The following is a 16,917-nucleotide window of genomic DNA, read 5'->3' as shown; positions in this document are numbered from 1 at the left end:
GGCGCTGGTCTTACTTGATGGCTTCGGCGATGGTGGCCGGAACATCCTTGTTGAGCGACTTCTTCCAGCCGTCCTTGACCGTGTCCTTGGTGACCGCAAGCGAATCCACCACCAGGAACGGTTCGGCCTGCTTGCCAACAAGCGATCCGGCCGCAGCACGTGCAGCTGTGACGCCGATATTGTAGGCCTCGTCGGCAACGAGCGCTGCAACTGCGCCGCCCTTGACCATGTCAAGCGCCGCCGGTTCGTTGAGATCGAGCGTGACGATCTTGGTATGGGTGTTTCCGGCGGCGCGCAAAGTGGAAAGCACGCTCAATGCCGGTTCTGCCCAGGTCACGTAAATACCGTCGAGATCAGGGTACTGCGTCAGCATCGCCTGGGCAATCTCTTCTGCGCGTGCCGGATCGGCCATTCCAGCCTCTGCCGTGATCGTCATGTCGGGATAATCCTGCTCGATCGTCGACTTGAAGGCCTGGTCGCGCTGGTTGGTCACGTAGAAATCAGCATCGTGGAAGATATAGCCGACCTTGCCCTTTTTCCCGAGCGCCTCGGCCATGGCGACGCCTGCCTTGTGACCCATCTGGAACAGGTCGTCGGAGACGATCGTGACGTAGTCCTTGCCCTGCACATAGCCCTGCGGCGAGTTGTCGACGAAGGCAAGCTTGACGCCAGCCTTCAGCGCCGGATCGTAGATCGGCCCGGCCGTTGCTGGATCGACCGGCAGCGACAGGATGATCGATGGATTCTTGGCAAGCACCGTCTCGACATCGCCCTTCTGGCGCGCGGCATCGAAGCCCGCATCCGTTTGGGCGACAACCTCGACGCCGAGACGCTTGAATTCATCCTGCGCGCCGCTGTTGACCGCGTTGGTATATTCGCTCATCTCGTGCCAGACGAGGGCGGCGGTGAACTTGCCGTCCTTGATCTTCGTCTCTTCATCCGGCGTCAACGTGAAGCTGGAGGCCGGTGTCGGCTTTTCGCCGTGCGGACCGGTGGTCGCGCCATCGGCGGCAAAAGCGTGGGCAGACAGAAGCGCGGCAACCAGCCCCGCCGGGATCATCGACAGCTTGTTCATCATTATTCCTCCAGAATCTCGGTTTGATGCGCCGGGCGGTGGTTCGTACCACCCGGCACAGCACATCACTTCGCGGCGTCGAGAACCGACTGCGGCGCATCGCGGTTGAGCGACTGCTTCCAGCCTTCGGAAACGTCAGCCTTGGTCACGGTCAGCGCCGGAGCGACGATGAAGGCCGGGGTCTCCTGACCCAGCAGCGCCTTCAGGCCAGTGGCGGCCATGGTCTGGCCAAGCTCATAGGCCTTGTCGGCAACCAGCGCGACGACGTTGCCACCCTTGACCATGTCGAGCGCTGCCGGTTCTGACAGGTCGAGCGTCACAATTTTCGTCTTGGTATTGCCTGCGCCACGCAGGGCAGAAAGCACGCCTTCGGCAGGCTCAGCCCAGGTCACGTAGATGCCGTCGAGATCCGGGTTCTGCAAAAGCATGGCATTGGCCAGCTCCTCGGCGCGGGCCGGATCGGAAATGCCCTGTTCGGCAACGATCTTGATATCCGGATAGTCCTTCTCGATGGTCGTCTTGAACGCCTGGTCGCGCTGGTTGGTCACGTAATAGCTGGCATCATGGAAGATGTAGCCGACCTTGCCCTTGCCGCCGATCGATTTCGCCAGCGCATCGGCTGCCTGCTTGCCCATTTGGAACAGATCGTCCGTGACGATCGCGGCATAATCCGTGCCCTGCTTGTAACCGGCGGGAAGATTGGAGAGGAACACCAGCTTGGTGCCATCGGTGACGGCCTGCTTGAAGGCTTCGGCGGAGGTCGTCGGGTCAAGCGGCAGAGCCAGAATGACATTCGGCTTGGCGGCCAGCGCCGTCTCGATATCGCTGCGCTGGCGGGCGGCGTCGAAACCTGCATCCGTCGTCACGACAACGTCGACACCCGCCTTGGCAAACTCATCCTTGGCGCCGGCCGAAACGGCGTTGATGAAGTCCGACGACGTGTGCCAGAGCAGCGCCGCCTTGTAGCCCTTGCCCTTCAGGCTGGCGATATCGCTATCCGACAGCTTGATTTCGGCGCTCGGCGTCGCGGTTTCGCCCGCCGGACCGACGGTCTGGGCATGGGCTGCGGTGATCATCGCACCGCTCAGAAGCGCGGCATTCAACAAATTCCTGATAAGCATCTTTCTGTTCCCTTTTTTCAGATTATCGATGGTTCAGTTGCTCATTCCGCGATGCCGCAATAGCGCGCCATGAAGGTGGCGAACGCCACGATCCCGGCGAGATATTCCTCGACATCGACATGTTCCTCGAATGTGTGGCAGTTGCGGATATCGCCCGGCGCGCAATAGACGGCGGGCACGCCGAGCCGGTTGACGAAGAACGGCGATTCCGACCAGAACGGCGCGCCCTGTATCGTGCCGCGCCCGGGCATCGCCTCGCTGACAGCGGTGCAAAGCATCGAGACCTCTGGCAGGTCCTGATCGATCTCCGCCGCCGAACCGCCGAGCGCATGGTCCCGGCCGGCCGGATAGGAAATCTCGATTTTGATCTGCGGATCGGAGACCGCGCCACGGATGACGCTTTCCAGCTCTGCCGCCGCGCTATCCAGTGATTCACCGGGCAAAAGCTTGCAGATCAACGACAGCGTGCATTCTTCCGGCACGGCAATGAAGCCACCGCCGGAAAGGCCGGTGATCAGCAGGAACCCACGCCCGATCAGTGGATGCTCGGCCCGCGCGGAGATATCGTCGGAATGTTTCCACAGAGCCGACATGACCGCATGGCTTGCCTTCAGCGCGTCGCGGCCCAGTTCCGGCACACCGAAATAGGCGGATTTGCCGGTGATCTTGATATCAGTGATGAAGAAGCCGATCTGCGCCGGATAGACCGCAAGCTGGGTCGGCTCGACATAGACGGTGAAATCCGGCTTTTCCACCGCGCCCGCCTCAATGCGGGCGGTGTAATCCTTCATCCCCGCGGACACGCCGGTTCCCGGCTGGCCACTTTCCTCGTCGCCGACAAAGGCAAAGGCGACATCGCCCTTGAGCCTGATCCCGGCCTTGTCGAGCAGGCTGAGCGCCGCAAGCGAACTGCAGATACCCGCCTTCAGGTCTCCGGCACCTCGGCCCCAGATCTGCCCGTCGATGATCGGCGCGCCAAACGGATCCTCCCGCTCGGTGCCCGCCCAATGCTCGCGCCAACCATCGACATGGACTGTGTCCGTGTGGCCAATGAACAGCAGCCGCTTGCCGGTGCCATCGCCCCTGCGCTCACCACGAATGTTCGGCCGTCCCGGCAGGAAGTCCGAAACTGCGATGCCATCGATCTTGCGAGCCCGCATCTGGCGTTCGAGGAAACCCACAAAATTCGCTTCATTGCCGGTAATGCTCTCGGCGCCGATCGCGCCGCGCAGCAGGGCAATCGCGTCGTCGCGGTCGAGGGCAGCGTGCAATTTTTCCGTCAGAGTGTCGGACATGCTCATCGCAGCGCCTCCTTGAAGGTGACCGTCTCCGCCGGCGGCAACGACAGGCGGCTGTCGGGAGCATCGGCGCCGAACAACGCATTGTGCAGGTGGCTGAGCCCGATCGCCGCCGCACCGACAATCGCCGCGCGCGGACCGAGCTGGCTCGCCTCGATATCAACGGGATAGGGGAAGCAGGTTGGCAGGAATTTGCGGATGCGTTCGATCAGTTCCAGGCGCAGACCGATCGAGCCGCCCATAATGACCTTTTCGGGATTGGCGATCGCCGCAATCGCGCTGATGCCGCGCGCCAGATATTTTGCCGTCTCGTCCAAGGTCGCCGCGGCATACACATCACCACTCGCTGCCCGCTCGAAGATAGCGGGCACCGTCGCTGTTTCGCCGGACGCCGCAGCATAATGCTCCATGATGCCGATCGAGGCGGTGACGCGCTCGAAAGCGCCGGTGCGCAGCGATTCTGGATCGAAGGGATCGGCGCCAAACGGCAGGAAGCCCAACTCACCGGCAGCGTTCATCGCGCCGCGCACCAGCTGGCCGCCGACCATCAGGCCACCACCGATGCCGGTACCGACCGCGATGAAGGCGAGATTGTCGATGCCCTGCCCTTGCCCCAGCCAGTTTTCGCCCAACACCGCCAGATTGACGTCGTTCTCCAGGATGACATCGACGCCGAGTGCCTTTTCGAAGGCAGCCGCCACGTTCATCGTATCGAAGTCCGAGATGTTTGGGGCAAGCAAGATGCGGCCGGTCTTGGCATCCGGCGCACCGGGCGCACCGATCACGGCCATGCGGATGCGCTCACGGGGAATGCTCAGATGTTTTGCCGCCTGCGCACAAAGCTCGGCGATCTGATTGACCACGAACTGGCCGCCGCGCCGGTCGGTCGCGGCAACTTCCTCGGCAAAGACCTGGCAGGCAAGATCCGCGATCGCCAGCCTGATCTTGGTGCCGCCGAGATCGACGGCCGCGATATAGGCCGCATCCGGCACAAGCTCATAAGTGACGGCGGTGCGTCCGACATGACCGCTGGTGCGCCCTGTCTCGCGCACCCAGTCATCTAGCTCCAGCTGGCGAACTATTTCCGAAATGGTCTGCTTTGACAGCCCCGTCTGCTTGGCAATCGAGGCGCGGGAGATCGGTCCGTTCTGGATGATCGCCTCCATCACGGCCCTTTGGGAAAACTTCCGGGAGATGCGCAGGGTTTCGCTCACAATCGCCTCAATTAATTCGTTCTATCACCGAACTATTGATTCAGACGCCAGATGAGTCAACAGGAAAATACATAAACAACCCGAGCCGATGGATTTTCCTCTTGTTTTACAACCTCATGCCGTCATGGCTTCACAGCCACAACCGTCACGAACAGCCCCTTGGAAATATGGAGAGAGCACCTGCGCGCTCTGTAACGCGATGACCAGAAGCGTCTAAACTCAAGCGATTACCGGATATCCCACCCGTTGCGCCTGCCGCTCGAGCTCGGCCAGCGGCTCATAGTCGGCGTCGGAAAGAACGGCAAAATCCTTGAGGCAAAGCACATTCCGCACGGGCTCCAGCGACGGCTCGGCGATGGCCAGCCGCAAGGCTTGCCTCATCGCATCCACATCCGCATCCGAGGCATCGCCGCGCGTGATCAACGGCAGTCCCGGACCACTGACGGTTTGCGTGAGAATCCTGACTCCGCCCAGACTTTCGGGGTCAAACCGCAGCACGTTGCCATAGGTAATGCAGTCGATTGCCGCCACATCCGCCTTGCCCGCGGTGATCGCCGCAATACTGTTGCGATGGCTGCAGGTTTCGATCACTGAGTCGAAGAACCGGCCACTCCGTGACAGCGGCGCAATGGCGGCGCGAAACAGGTTGAAGCCGGAATTGCTGTCCGGCTGGTTGATCGCCGCCCGTGTACCACGGAGGTCATCCAGGGATTGAGCAGCACTGTTTTTCGCCACAACAATGAAACTGCGCATCGATGGGCCGTCACAACCTGGATGACCATAGACCGGCGTCGCCACCAGCTTCACCTTGCCGCGCAGGTGCTTGACATAAGGAAAGCCGCAAGTCTGGGCGAGCAGCAGATCCGGCCGCGTCCAGGCTTGATGGTAGTCGACCGCATCGTCCAGCCTGGCCGGAATCTCCCCTAGCCCTGCCCGCTTCAGTGTTTCGCTGAGGAAATCCCACAGTTTTGCCGTGGCATCCACAAGCGGCGGCGGACTGGCATACATGGCAAGGCTGGCAAGACGCATTCAGAGACTTTCACAAAGGATAAATGCACTAAAGTAACCCGCTTCATTCATGACGCGCAAAACTCACTGCAGTACCTTGCGTTTATTGCACAATCGGCCCGCGCCGTATCGCCAGATTTTGACGCGACGGCACGTTCATCCGGAATGCTTCGGATGGGTGATGTCGTCATGCGGCTTGAGGAAAAACCGCCGGGCGATCTCCCAATAGCTGTTATAGACCAGCCCGCCATTGGTATCGATGAGGGCCTCCCTATTGCGGCGGTAGACCGAGGGCAGCCGGTACCAGGAAATGCCGGGCTTCAGGTGATGCAGCACATGCAGGTTGTTGTAGAGGAACAGCAGCCCCAACAGCTGGCTGTTCTCGACGATCGCCGTACGCTCCTCGTGCCTTTCGGCATAGCGATGCTCGGCATAGGACCGCAGCCGCGTCAGCGCTGCGCCAAAATAGACGAAGCCTAGGAAATACAGCCAGAACGGCATGTCGCAGATCACCGTGACCCAGAACAGCACGGCTGCAACACCCATCATATGGACCGCCCAGACACGCGCCCGGCCGGGTTCGCCGGCCTTCAAAAGCCGCACCTCTTGCGCCAGGAAACTGACCAGCATCACCGCAGGTCCAATGGTCAAGCGCCCAAGCAGCGTCGTGTTCCAGCGGGCAAGCAGTTTGCCCGTCCGCCCCAGCCGCTCCCAGGCAGAGCGGGTAAAATAGGAAGATTCCGGATCCTCGATCGGATCGGTCAGGTGTTCGTCGCGATGATGCTCCAGATGGCTTTCACGGTAGATCGGATAAGGCAGCCAGAGCGACAGTGGGATCGAGCCGATCGCATCGTTGATGCGCTGGCTGCCGGTCGGATGCCCGTGGATGACCTCGTGCTGCAGCGATCCCTGCCAGGCAATCAGCCAGCCACCCGCCAACGCAACAACGGCAACCGGCAACGATTGCCACCAGAATGTCAGCGCCAGAAAACCGCCATAGATCAAGACGGCCAGAATGACGGTCGGCCATTCCACACGGCGCGGCGGGATTTTGATGGCATAGGATGGTTTGCCGGACATGCGCTGATATTCCCCAAAGGTTGAGGGAAATTACAGGGTTGTGATCGCTTTAGATAATTATCTTTATTCATTTTATAGACTAATTGGGAAAAATCTATCGTTTTCAGCGCCGTCGCCTGCAGCTTTCATCCTAAAAATGCTTTTGAACGGCTGAATCAAACCCACGACGCCGGCGTCTTCGGCAAGCGGCCATCCGGATCGACGACATCGAGCCGCGGCGCGCCCTTGGCATTCCACCGCCACAGCGCCACGCAGGTTCCGCCCGGCGACATGAAGGACGGATAGACGACACCATCAAAGCCCTCGGCCAGCAGCCGCTGGCGCAACAGGTGCGTCTGCGGCACCTTGCCGTCGTCCAGCAGCATCCGCCATTCGCACTGGTGAATATCCTCGGGGATGGTAAGGCCGGACAGCACGTCCGAATCTGTCAGGTCGGCCAGGGCTGCATCCTTGAGATCCAGCTGCACGATCAACGCCGGGTGCTGGACAAAACCCTGATTGTATTCCGCCCAGGCGGTTGAAAGTTCACGTGCCGCATAGATCGTCGCCGCTCCCACCGGGTTCCAGCGGCCGCCAAAGCGCGCCGCGCCCTCGCCGGACAGCGGCGCAAAGGCCCATTGCGGCACGAAGGCGCGCCACAGCGTCAGTGCCTCCCTGGCCTTCTCAGGCATAAACGCCGGACCGGACCGCCTCGAGATAGGCCAGCACCTTGTCCGATTTGCCTTCGCTCACCAGATCATAGGCGGTCTTGCCCGCCCATCCGGGGATTGGCTGATGCTTGAACCAAATGGTGGCGCGGTTTTCATCGCCGGCCATTTCGCTCGCCATGGCAAGAATGCGCACAACATGGCTCAAGGCATGATCCACCTTGCGCGCGCCGGATTTCGCCGTCAGCGTATTGCGGGCAACACCAATCAGCCGGGCAAGCTCGGACAGGGTGACGCCGAGCTGCTTGGAGACCCGCTCAGCCGAAAGGAACGGTGATTGACCGTCGCCGAACCGGCTTGCCGTCATATCGAAGCTCAAAGCTGTCATGACACTTTCCTAACATATTTTGATAAGTACACTATCAAAATATGCTCAAATCATGCGCATTTCAAGCGCAGCCGTCGATCAGCGCGGCTAAACCGGTTTCCGCCACCAGGGCTCGCGCTTTTCCAGGAAGGCCGAAATCCCTTCCCGCGCCTCGTCCGTTTCCCAGGCATCGGCCAGACGCTCAATGGTCGCAGCAATGACGGCTTCGGTGATCGGCATGCCCAGCGACCGCGCCAGAGCCTTGGATTGGCCAACGGCTCCGGGCGCAACCTGCAGATAGGGCACCACTTCCGCTTCGATCGCCGCATCGAGATCACTTGGCGGCACCACGCGCGTCAAAAGGCCTGCGGGTTGCGCTTCCTGAGCGTCAAAAATCCTGCCGGACATGAATAAGGGCCGCGCCCGCCCCTCACCGATCCGCGCCACCACATAGGGACTGATCGTTGCCGGGATCAGCCCCAGCCGGGTTTCCGTCAATCCGAACTTGGCGGTATCTGCCGCAACGGCCACATCGGCAATGCACAACAAGCCGATGCCGCCGCCAAACGCATTGCCCTGCACGCGGGCAATGACCGGCTTTTCCAGATCGTTCAGCGCTTTGAACATCAGCGCCAGCCGCGTGGCCTCCTTGATGCGCGCCGCCCGGTCCGCCTCGATCTGCGCCTTCATCCAGCCGAGATCGCCACCGGCGCAAAAGCTTGCGCCCTCCGCCGCCAGCACGACAACCCGCACCGAGGCGTCCGCGCTCAGCAATTTCGCCACAGTGGTCAATTCGCCGATCATCGTACCGGACAAAGCATTGTGTTTGTCGGGACGGGCAAGCGCCAACCGCGCCACACCCCGGCCGTCAACCTCGACGCGGATGGTCTCATATGTCATGCCGCACTCCTCAAACTGCGCGCGAAGAGAGACGCGGCCTCAAGCGCGGCCTCATCAAGGCCGGTGACAAATCCGCGGCCCTTCACATAGCGATCCACCAGCAGCGTATCGACATTGCCCTTGGCGCCCGGCGCATAAGGACAGCCGCCGAGCCCGCCGACCGATGCGTCGAACACCCTGAGACCACGATCCAGCGCCACGCCGATATTGTCGAGCGCCCGGCCCGACGTGTCGTGAAAATGTCCGGCGAGTTTTTGGGCGGGAATACCCTCAAGGACGACAGCCAGCATGCGGTCCACCGCCTCAGGCGTGCCACGCCCGATCGTATCGCCAAGGCTGATTTCATAGCAGCCAAGCCCCAGCAGCTGCGCCGCGACACCAGCAGCGCTTTCGGGCGCCACAGCACCGTCATAGGGGCATTCGACCACGCAGCTGACATAACCGCGCACTGCAATTCCCCCTTTGCGGGCCGCCTCCGCCACCGGACGAAACCGCTCGATACTTTCGGCAATCGAGCAATTGATATTGTGCTGCGAAAATCCTTCCGAGGCCGAGGTGAAGATCGCCACCTCGTCCGCACCTGCCGCAAGCGCAGCCTCGAAACCCTTCATATTGGGCGTCAGCACGGCATACCGCACGCCCGGCCGCCGGGCGATCCCGGCCATGACCTCGGCGGCATCAGCCAGTTGCGGCACCCATTTCGGGCTGACGAAACTCGTCACCTCGATCCGCTCGAAACCACAACCCGACAGCATGTCGGTGAGCCTGATCTTGTCCCTGGTTTCGATCAGCACCTTCTCGTTCTGCAGGCCGTCACGCGGTGCCATCTCGACGATGGACACGCGGCTTGCGGCGGCATCCGGATCCAAGAAAGACATCACGCCTCCTGCGGCTTCAGCGTAAGCAGAACCGCTCCATCGACAGTCTGGTCGCCCTCGGCAACAAACAGGGTTTCGACGATGCCGTCACGGCTCGCCGACAGCGTCAGCTCCATCTTCATCGCTTCCATGACAACAAGCGGATCGCCCTTCGATACCACGTCGCCTTCCTTCACCCGCACCAGCTTGATCAGACCCGGCATTGGCGCCGTCAAACGGTCGCTACCTTCAGCGCTTTCCGCCTCGCCATCCAGCGGATCGGGAACGTAGAAATCAAAGGCACGGCCATCGACGAGAAGCGTAAACCCTTTTGCGATTTCAAGCCGCTGCAACCGGCTCTGGCGGCCATCCGCCTCGACAAGGCAACCGCCGTCGAACCGGCCGGAAATCCGGACGGGAATGACCCGGCTGTTGCCATGCACGGCAAACAAGTCGAGACCACGCGCCGCCACGCGCAGCATATGCCGCTCGCCGGCATGATCCAGCGTCACCGTGCGCGTCGCCTGCCCCCAGACCTGCCAGTGGCCGAGCGACCGCCAGGGATCATCGGCCGACGGCAGCTGCAGCGTGCCGAGCGACAAAACTGCTGCGAGCGCCAGCGCCGTTTCATCCGGCGCTTCGGTCACCGTCAATGCAGCAACTTCCCGGTCGATCAGGCCGGTGTCGGGATGCCCGGCGGCGAAATCCGGCTGCTGGCTGAGGCGCGTCAGAAATTCAAGATTGTTGGCGACGCCGCCGATATGGCTCGCCGCCAAAACTGCGGTGAGCCTGGCCAATGCTGCAGCTCGCGTCGAACCGTGGACGATCAGCTTGGCAATCATCGGATCGTAGAACGGGCTGATCCGGTCACCTTGGCGCACCCCGGCATCGACCCGCACACCATCAGCCGGAAACCCGACATGCGATAGCGTGCCGGTCGATGGCAAAAAACCGCGCGCGGGATCTTCCGCATAGACCCGCGCCTCGAAGGCCCAGCCGTCGATCGACAGTTCCGATTGCTTCAATGGCAAGGGCTCGCCATTGGCCACCCGCAATTGCCATTCGACCAGATCGATACCGGTGATTGCCTCCGTCACCGGATGCTCGACCTGCAGCCGCGTGTTCATTTCCATGAAGAAGAACCGGTCGGGCCAGAGCCCGTCGGAAACATCGGCGATGAACTCGACCGTGCCGGCTCCGCAATAATCGATAGCGCGCGCCGCCCGTACGGCCGCCTCGCCCATCGCCCGGCGCATTTCCGCCGTCATGCCTGGCGCCGGCGCTTCCTCGATCACCTTCTGATGGCGCCGCTGCAGCGAGCAATCGCGCTCGAAAAGATGCACCGCATTGCCATGCCGGTCGCCGAAGACCTGAATCTCGATATGGCGTGGTTTCATCAGGTATTTTTCGATCAGCACGGCGCCGTCGCCGAAGGCCGCCTCCGCCTCCCGCCGCGCTGCTTCAAGCGAAGCACCGAAATCCTCGGCCCGGTCGACGCGGCGCATGCCCTTGCCGCCACCGCCCGCCCGTGCCTTGATCAGCACCGGAAAGCCGATATCGATCGCCTGTTCGGCAAGAAATGCGGCGTCCTGATTGTCGCCGTGATAGCCCGGAACCACCGGCACGCCGGATTGCTCCATCAGCGCCTTTGCCGCATCCTTCAGGCCCATGGCGCGAATGGCTGCGGCCGAGGGTCCGATAAAGGCCATGCCCGCCGCCTCGACAGCCTCGGCAAACTCGGCATTCTCCGACAGAAACCCGTAACCGGGGTGGATCGCCTGCGCGCCCGCGCGCTCGGCAGCCGCAATGATCCGTCCGGCATTCAGGTAGCTTTCGCTCGCCGCCGCAGCGCCGATGCGAAAGGCTTCGTCCGCCAGTTCGACATGCAGCGCACCGGCATCCGCATCGGAAAACACCGCGACCGTCCGAATACCGAGACGCCGCGCCGTGCGAATGATCCGGCAGGCGATTTCACCACGATTGGCAACGAGTATCTTGGAAAACATTACTCTATCCCGGTCTATTGCGCGGCGATGACTTCGACCTCGAGAAGCCAGGCCCCGTCAAAAATACCGGCGATTACCACTGTCATCGCCGGCGTCAGGCTGCCCAGATATTCGCTGCGGATTTCACGATTGGCCATGGTGTGATGCCGGTCAGCGAGATAGGCCGTCACCTTGACGATATCCGCCTTGCTCATCCCGGCGGCCTTCAATTGCGCATCGACATTCAACCAGACCTGCCGCGCCTGGGCTTCAAACCCTGCCGGTACGCTGTCGTCTGAATCCGTCGGGATCTGGCCGCTGACGAAGAGCAGGCGCTGAAAATCCTCAAGCCGGACAGCCTGTGAATAACCACCGCGTGGCTGAGGGGCGTTCTTGGCATTGAAAGCATCACGTTTCATGGTCTTTCTCCTCACATCCTGAACAGGCCAAAACGGGTATCGTCGATCGGCGCATTGAGTGCCGCCGACAGGGAAAGCGCCAGCACATCGCGGCTTTTGCGCGGGTCGATGATGCCGTCGTCCCACAGCCGCGCCGAGGCATAAAGCGGGTGGCTCTGGGTCTCGAACAGGTTCAGCACCGGCTGCTTGAATTTTGCCTCGTCTTCGTCGCTCCAGGGCGTGCCGGCCCGCTTCAGCGCATCACCGCGCACGGTTGCCAGCACCCCTGCCGCCTGCTCGCCGCCCATGACGGAAATCCGGCTGTTCGGCCAGGTCCACAGGAAGCGCGGTGAAAACGCCCGGCCGCCCATGCCATAATTGCCGGCACCAAACGAGCCGCCGACCAGCATGGTGATCTTCGGCACCTTGGTCGTCGCCACCGCCGTCACCAGCTTGGCACCGTGCTTGGCAATGCCCTCCGTCTCGTATTTGCGCCCGACCATGAAGCCGGTAATGTTCTGCAGGAAGATCAAAGGGATCTTCCGCTGCGAGCACAGCTCGACGAAATGCGTGCCCTTCAGTGCCGATTCCGAAAACAGCACGCCATTGTTGGCGATGATGCCGACGGGAATTCCGTGAATATGGGCAAAACCGCAGACCAGCGTCGTTCCGTATCGCGCCTTGAACTCGTCCAGCCGCGAGCCATCGACGATCCGGGCGATCACTTCGCGGATGTCATAGGGCGTGCGCAGGTCGGCGGGAACGACACCAGAGATATCTCCGGGATCGTAGACCGGTTCTTCCGGCGCCTGCCGCTCGACGGTGGTTATGGAGGTGCGGTTGAGGTTGGCAACCGCCCGGCGCGCCAGCGCCAGCGCATGCGCATCGTCGCGGGCCAGATGATCGGCAACGCCGGAAAGCCGCGTATGCACATCGCCGCCCCCAAGATCCTCCGACGTCACCACCTCGCCCGTCGCAGCCCGCACCAGCGGCGGCCCGGCGAGAAAGATCGTCCCCTGCCCCTCGACGATGATTGCCTCGTCCGACATCGCCGGGACATAGGCGCCACCCGCCGTGCAGGAGCCCATGACGACGGCGATCTGCGGAATGCCCGCGGCCGACATATTGGCCTGATTATAGAAGATGCGGCCGAAATGATCGCGATCCGGAAACACTTCATCCTGGTTCGGCAGGTTGGCGCCGCCGGAATCGACCAGATAGATGCAGGGCAGGTTATTCTCCGCCGCGATCTCCTGTGCCCGCAAATGCTTCTTCACCGTCATCGGATAATAGGTGCCGCCTTTGACCGTCGCATCGTTGCAGACGATCATGCAGTCACGGCCGGACACACGGCCGATACCGGTGACCAGCCCCGCCCCCGGCGCCTCGCCCTTGTAGAGCCCGTGCGCCGCCGTCAAGCCCACTTCCAGAAAGGGCGTCGCCGGGTCGATCAGTTGCGCCACCCGTTCACGCGGCAGCATCTTGCCACGGCTGACATGACGCTCGCGCGCCACCTCGCCGCCACCGCCGGCAGCCAGCGCCGCCGCTTCCTCAACGACACGCATCGCCTCCGCCATCGCAGCGCTGTTGGCGCGGAAGGTTTCCGAGGACGTGGTAATTTGCGATTTCAGAACGGCCATTCATTCCCCCGACCAAACATCCTGCAGAGTGTCACGTTCAAGCCGTCTCGCCGAAAAGCTCCCTGCCGATCAGCATACGCCGTATTTCCGAGGTTCCAGCACCGATCTCGTACAGTTTCGCGTCTCTGAGCAAGCGCCCGGCCGGATAGTCGTTGGTGTAGCCGTTGCCGCCCAGCACCTGGATGGTTTCGAGTGCCAAGGCCGTTGCCCGTTCTGCCGCATAGAGAATGCACCCGGCCGCATCCTTGCGTGTCGTCTCGCCCCTGTCGCAGGCGGCCGCCACAGCATAGACATAGGCGCGTGCTGCATTCAGCGTCACATACATGTCGGCGATCTTGCCCTGCATCAGCTGGAATTCGCCGATCGGCTGGCCGAACTGCTTTCGCTCATGCAGATAGGGGACCGCGACGTCGAGGCAAGCCGCCATGATCCCGAGAGGTCCTGCCGACAGGACCACGCGCTCATAATCGAGACCCGACATCAGAATGCGCACGCCGCCGCCAACGCTGCCGAGCACATTTTCCTCCGGCACCTCGCAATCGCTGAAGATCAGCTCGCAGGTATTGGAGCCGCGCATTCCCAGCTTGTCGAGCTTCTGGCCGGTCGAAAATCCGGCAAACCCCTTTTCGACCAGAAACGCGGTAATGCCGCGCGGCCCGGCATCCGGATCGGTCTTGGCGTAAACAACCAGAACGTCCGCATCAGGACCATTGGTGATCCACATCTTGTTGCCGTTGAGCACGTAGCGGTCGCCGCGCTTGTCGGCGCGCAGCTTCATCGACACCACATCGGAGCCTGCCCCCGGCTCGGACATTGCCAGCGCGCCAACATGTTCGCCGGAAATCAGCTTCGGCAGGTACCGGGCTTTCTGCACGTCTGAGCCGTTGCGGTTGATCTGGTTGACGCAGAGATTGGAATGGGCACCATAACTCAAGGCCACCGAGGCCGAGGCCCGGCTGATTTCCTCCATCGCCACGCAATGGGCGAGATAACCAAGGCCGATGCCGCCATAATCTTCGCCCGCCGTGATCCCGAGCAGGCCGAGATCGCCCAGCTCCCGCCAGAGCAGCATCGGAAAGCTGTTGCTCCGGTCGATATCCGCCGCCTGCGGCGCAATGCGCTCGCTTGCAAACCGCTGCACGGTGTCGCGCAACGCCTCGATCTCGTCGCCCAAGGCAAAATTCAAGCCGCCAGAATACATCGGGCCTCCTCCCAGCCGGATCGCGCTGCTTGAACGGAAAGAAGACGACGATATGAAACCCGGCCGCCCAAAAGGCGGGCAAGGATGTCGGCATTCCTCCCGGTACAGCAGCCGCTGCAAGACGCCGGTGCGGCAGACTCCTCTCCACAGCACCGGTACCGTTTTTGAGACTAACACAGCCGCAAAACAATTTCCGAACCAAGACAGCAGCTTGCGCGCATGATTTGCAAAAAAATGCGGTCGAGCCGGATCGCCTGCGATGGCAGTTGCGGCGATGAACGGATAACTGCGTGTCTTCAGAATACGGAATGATCACGTTTATCCTTGCGCAAGAAGCCCGTAGTCTCCAAGACGGGCTTGGAACAACGGCAGCGGACGCATCTAATGACGGCAAAACAGATCGCAATCATCGGCGGCGGCCCGGCGGGCCTGATGGCGGCGGAGGTGTTGTCGTCGTCCGGCCATGCCGTAACGGTCTATGATGGCATGCCGACATTCGGCCGCAAGTTCCTGCTTGCCGGAAAATCAGGTCTCAATATCACCCATTCCGAAGACTATCAGCGTTTCGCCACCCGTTTCGGCGCCGCATCGGATCGCCTGCGTACTGCGCTGGATGCTTTCACCCCCGCCGACGTACAGGCATGGGCTTCCAGCCTCGGCACTGAAACCTTTACCGGCACGTCCGGCCGCGTCTTTCCAACCGTCATGAAGGCCTCGCCGCTGTTACGGGCCTGGCTGAAGCGGCTGGAGGCACAGGGCGTCAAGCTGATGACACGCCACCGCTGGACCGGCTTTGCCGATGACGGCCTCACCTTCGACACCCCGAACGGCCTGACAACTCTCCACAGCGACGCGACGCTGCTCGCGCTCGGTGGCGCCAGCTGGCCGCGCCTCGGCGCCGATGGCGGCTGGGTTCCGTTGCTGAGAGACAAAGGCGTCGGCATCGCCGACCTGCAGCCCGCCAATTGCGGCTTCGATGTCGATTGGAGCGATGTCTTCAAGGACCGCTTTGCCGGAGCGCCGCTGAAATCCGTCGCGACCACATCGGACGCCGGCACCTTCCCCGGCGAATTCGTCATCTCCCGCCATGGCATCGAAGGCAGCCTCGTCTACGCCCATTCGGCCGCATTGCGGGACCGCCTGGCGCGGCAGGGCACGGCAACCCTGATTGTCGATCTCGCGCCCGGCCGCAACGCCGAACGCCTGATGAAAGACCTTTCACGTCAGGACGGAAAGGTCAGCTTTTCCAATCGCCTGCGCAAAGGCGCCGGCCTGGAAGGCGTCAAGGCCGCACTCGTTCGCGAACTCGGCTCCCAAGCCGCACTCAATGATCCCGCCCAACTCGCTCTGCTGATCAAGGCCCTGCCCATTCCCGTCACGCGGCCCCGTCCCATCGCCGAAGCCATTTCCTCGGCAGGCGGCATCCGTTTCGATGCTGTCGATGAGCGCTATATGCTGAAAGCCTTACCTGGCGTCTTCGCCGCCGGAGAAATGCTGGATTGGGAAGCCCCAACAGGCGGTTACCTGCTCACCGCCTGTTTCGCCACCGGCCGGGCGGCGGCGGCGGGGATCAATCAATGGCTGAAAAGCCAAGTTTAAGCATCGCCGATTTCAGTTGGAGCGTTTGGTCTGCGTTGCCGGCAACTGATCGATCAACGCAAACAGCACCGCTGCCGGTACCACCTCGTCGGTGCGGAAACGTCACCGCGCCATCCTTGCTGACCAGCATCATTGCAAAGAAACCGTCCGTTACGTCCAGATCCGAACGGATGGCGTAGCAATTGAGGTCGTATTCCGGTCCGAACAACGCCTTGACGTCGTTGCGCCCGACCTCCAGCACGATGATATCTCTTTCGCGCAGGCCCTCGGCCTGGGCAAGCAGCTGGTTTGCCTGCCGTGCCGCATCGATATGACTGTCATCAGGGAAAATGATCACCACGCGGTAGCGCCATTCGAAATCGGCCAGACTCATTCCGCCCTGCTGCGGATCGATTTCGATACCGGAGATTGCGGGAGACAATGATTTCAGCATTGCCGTCATCCTCCTGCGTTGAACCATGAGGAAATTAACTGCCGATCCAGGCATTTGGTTCCGAATCCTTCGCGGAGTCGATGCGTGGCGGCAG

At 61.8% G+C, this 16,917-nt stretch carries 16 protein-coding genes; 1 reads left to right on the top strand and 15 read right to left on the bottom strand.

The annotated features are described in order from the left end of the window. Positions 1–10 precede the first annotated feature (10 nt). The 14 genes from ASD36_RS13090 to ASD36_RS13025 form a co-directional block, all read right to left on the bottom strand. Complete coding sequence (locus ASD36_RS13090) at positions 11–1,078, bottom strand: substrate-binding domain-containing protein (protein ID WP_060509183.1); 1,068 nt, start codon at positions 1,076–1,078, stop codon at positions 11–13. Positions 1,079–1,140: 62 nt separating this feature from the next. Further along, the gene (locus ASD36_RS13085; RefSeq protein ID WP_060509181.1) at positions 1,141–2,196 is read right to left on the bottom strand and encodes a substrate-binding domain-containing protein; all 1,056 of its coding nucleotides are present in this window, start codon (positions 2,194–2,196) and stop codon (positions 1,141–1,143) included. Positions 2,197–2,237: 41 nt separating this feature from the next. Continuing rightward, a complete protein-coding gene (locus ASD36_RS13080) occupies positions 2,238–3,497 on the bottom strand; it encodes a M20/M25/M40 family metallo-hydrolase (RefSeq protein ID WP_060509178.1) in 1,260 nt (419 codons plus the stop codon). Then, the gene (locus ASD36_RS13075) at positions 3,494–4,708 is read right to left on the bottom strand and encodes an ROK family transcriptional regulator (RefSeq protein ID WP_060509176.1); all 1,215 of its coding nucleotides are present in this window, start codon (positions 4,706–4,708) and stop codon (positions 3,494–3,496) included. Before ASD36_RS13075 ends, ASD36_RS13080 begins: the two co-directional genes overlap by 4 nt. Positions 4,709–4,927: 219 nt before the next feature. Further along, positions 4,928–5,737, bottom strand: coding sequence for a PhnD/SsuA/transferrin family substrate-binding protein (locus ASD36_RS13070; protein ID WP_060509174.1), 810 nt, complete (start codon positions 5,735–5,737; stop codon positions 4,928–4,930). Between the two features lie 135 nt (positions 5,738–5,872). Continuing rightward, positions 5,873–6,796 carry a fatty acid desaturase gene (locus tag ASD36_RS13065; protein WP_060509172.1) on the bottom strand — a complete coding sequence of 308 codons (924 nt, stop codon included), beginning with the start codon at positions 6,794–6,796 and terminating at the stop codon, positions 5,873–5,875. 155 nt (positions 6,797–6,951) lie between these two features. Next, on the bottom strand, positions 6,952–7,467 hold the full coding sequence (locus ASD36_RS13060; protein ID WP_060509170.1) for an RES domain-containing protein: 516 nt from the start codon (positions 7,465–7,467) through the stop codon (positions 6,952–6,954). After that, positions 7,460–7,831, bottom strand: a complete 372-nt coding sequence (locus ASD36_RS13055) for an antitoxin Xre/MbcA/ParS toxin-binding domain-containing protein (RefSeq protein ID WP_060506851.1) — start codon at positions 7,829–7,831, stop codon at positions 7,460–7,462. Before ASD36_RS13055 ends, ASD36_RS13060 begins: the two co-directional genes overlap by 8 nt. A gap of 87 nt (positions 7,832–7,918) precedes the next feature. Continuing rightward, positions 7,919–8,710 (bottom strand): crotonase/enoyl-CoA hydratase family protein, encoded by a 792-nt coding sequence (locus ASD36_RS13050; RefSeq protein WP_060509168.1) that lies wholly within the window; start codon positions 8,708–8,710, stop codon positions 7,919–7,921. Continuing rightward, on the bottom strand, positions 8,707–9,588 hold the full coding sequence (locus tag ASD36_RS13045) for a hydroxymethylglutaryl-CoA lyase (protein ID WP_060509166.1): 882 nt from the start codon (positions 9,586–9,588) through the stop codon (positions 8,707–8,709). The genes ASD36_RS13050 and ASD36_RS13045 overlap by 4 nt, the downstream gene beginning before the upstream one ends. Further along, the gene (locus tag ASD36_RS13040) at positions 9,588–11,573 is read right to left on the bottom strand and encodes an acetyl/propionyl/methylcrotonyl-CoA carboxylase subunit alpha (protein ID WP_060509164.1); all 1,986 of its coding nucleotides are present in this window, start codon (positions 11,571–11,573) and stop codon (positions 9,588–9,590) included. Before ASD36_RS13040 ends, ASD36_RS13045 begins: the two co-directional genes overlap by 1 nt. A gap of 14 nt (positions 11,574–11,587) precedes the next feature. Then, on the bottom strand, positions 11,588–11,971 hold the full coding sequence (locus ASD36_RS13035) for a RidA family protein (RefSeq protein ID WP_060509162.1): 384 nt from the start codon (positions 11,969–11,971) through the stop codon (positions 11,588–11,590). 11 nt (positions 11,972–11,982) lie between these two features. After that, the gene (locus ASD36_RS13030; RefSeq protein WP_060509161.1) at positions 11,983–13,590 is read right to left on the bottom strand and encodes a carboxyl transferase domain-containing protein; all 1,608 of its coding nucleotides are present in this window, start codon (positions 13,588–13,590) and stop codon (positions 11,983–11,985) included. Between the two features lie 37 nt (positions 13,591–13,627). Continuing rightward, the gene (locus ASD36_RS13025; protein ID WP_060509159.1) at positions 13,628–14,791 is read right to left on the bottom strand and encodes an isovaleryl-CoA dehydrogenase; all 1,164 of its coding nucleotides are present in this window, start codon (positions 14,789–14,791) and stop codon (positions 13,628–13,630) included. A gap of 384 nt (positions 14,792–15,175) precedes the next feature. On the opposite strand from ASD36_RS13025, the gene ASD36_RS13020 reads away from it, so the two are divergent. After that, positions 15,176–16,390, top strand: coding sequence for a TIGR03862 family flavoprotein (locus ASD36_RS13020; protein WP_060509157.1), 1,215 nt, complete (start codon positions 15,176–15,178; stop codon positions 16,388–16,390). Here the strand turns inward: ASD36_RS13020 and ASD36_RS13015 are convergent. Further along, complete coding sequence (locus tag ASD36_RS13015) at positions 16,362–16,823, bottom strand: DUF4174 domain-containing protein (RefSeq protein ID WP_060509155.1); 462 nt, start codon at positions 16,821–16,823, stop codon at positions 16,362–16,364. The two genes, ASD36_RS13020 and ASD36_RS13015, sit on opposite strands and share 29 nt — an antisense overlap. Positions 16,824–16,917: the final 94 nt, after the last annotated feature.

The organism is Rhizobium sp. Root1334 (genome assembly GCF_001426665.1).
Lineage (GTDB): Bacteria > Pseudomonadota > Alphaproteobacteria > Rhizobiales > Rhizobiaceae > Pararhizobium.
The sequence above is the reverse complement of the archived record's forward strand: the minus strand, read 5'-3'. Positions and strand labels throughout refer to the sequence as shown.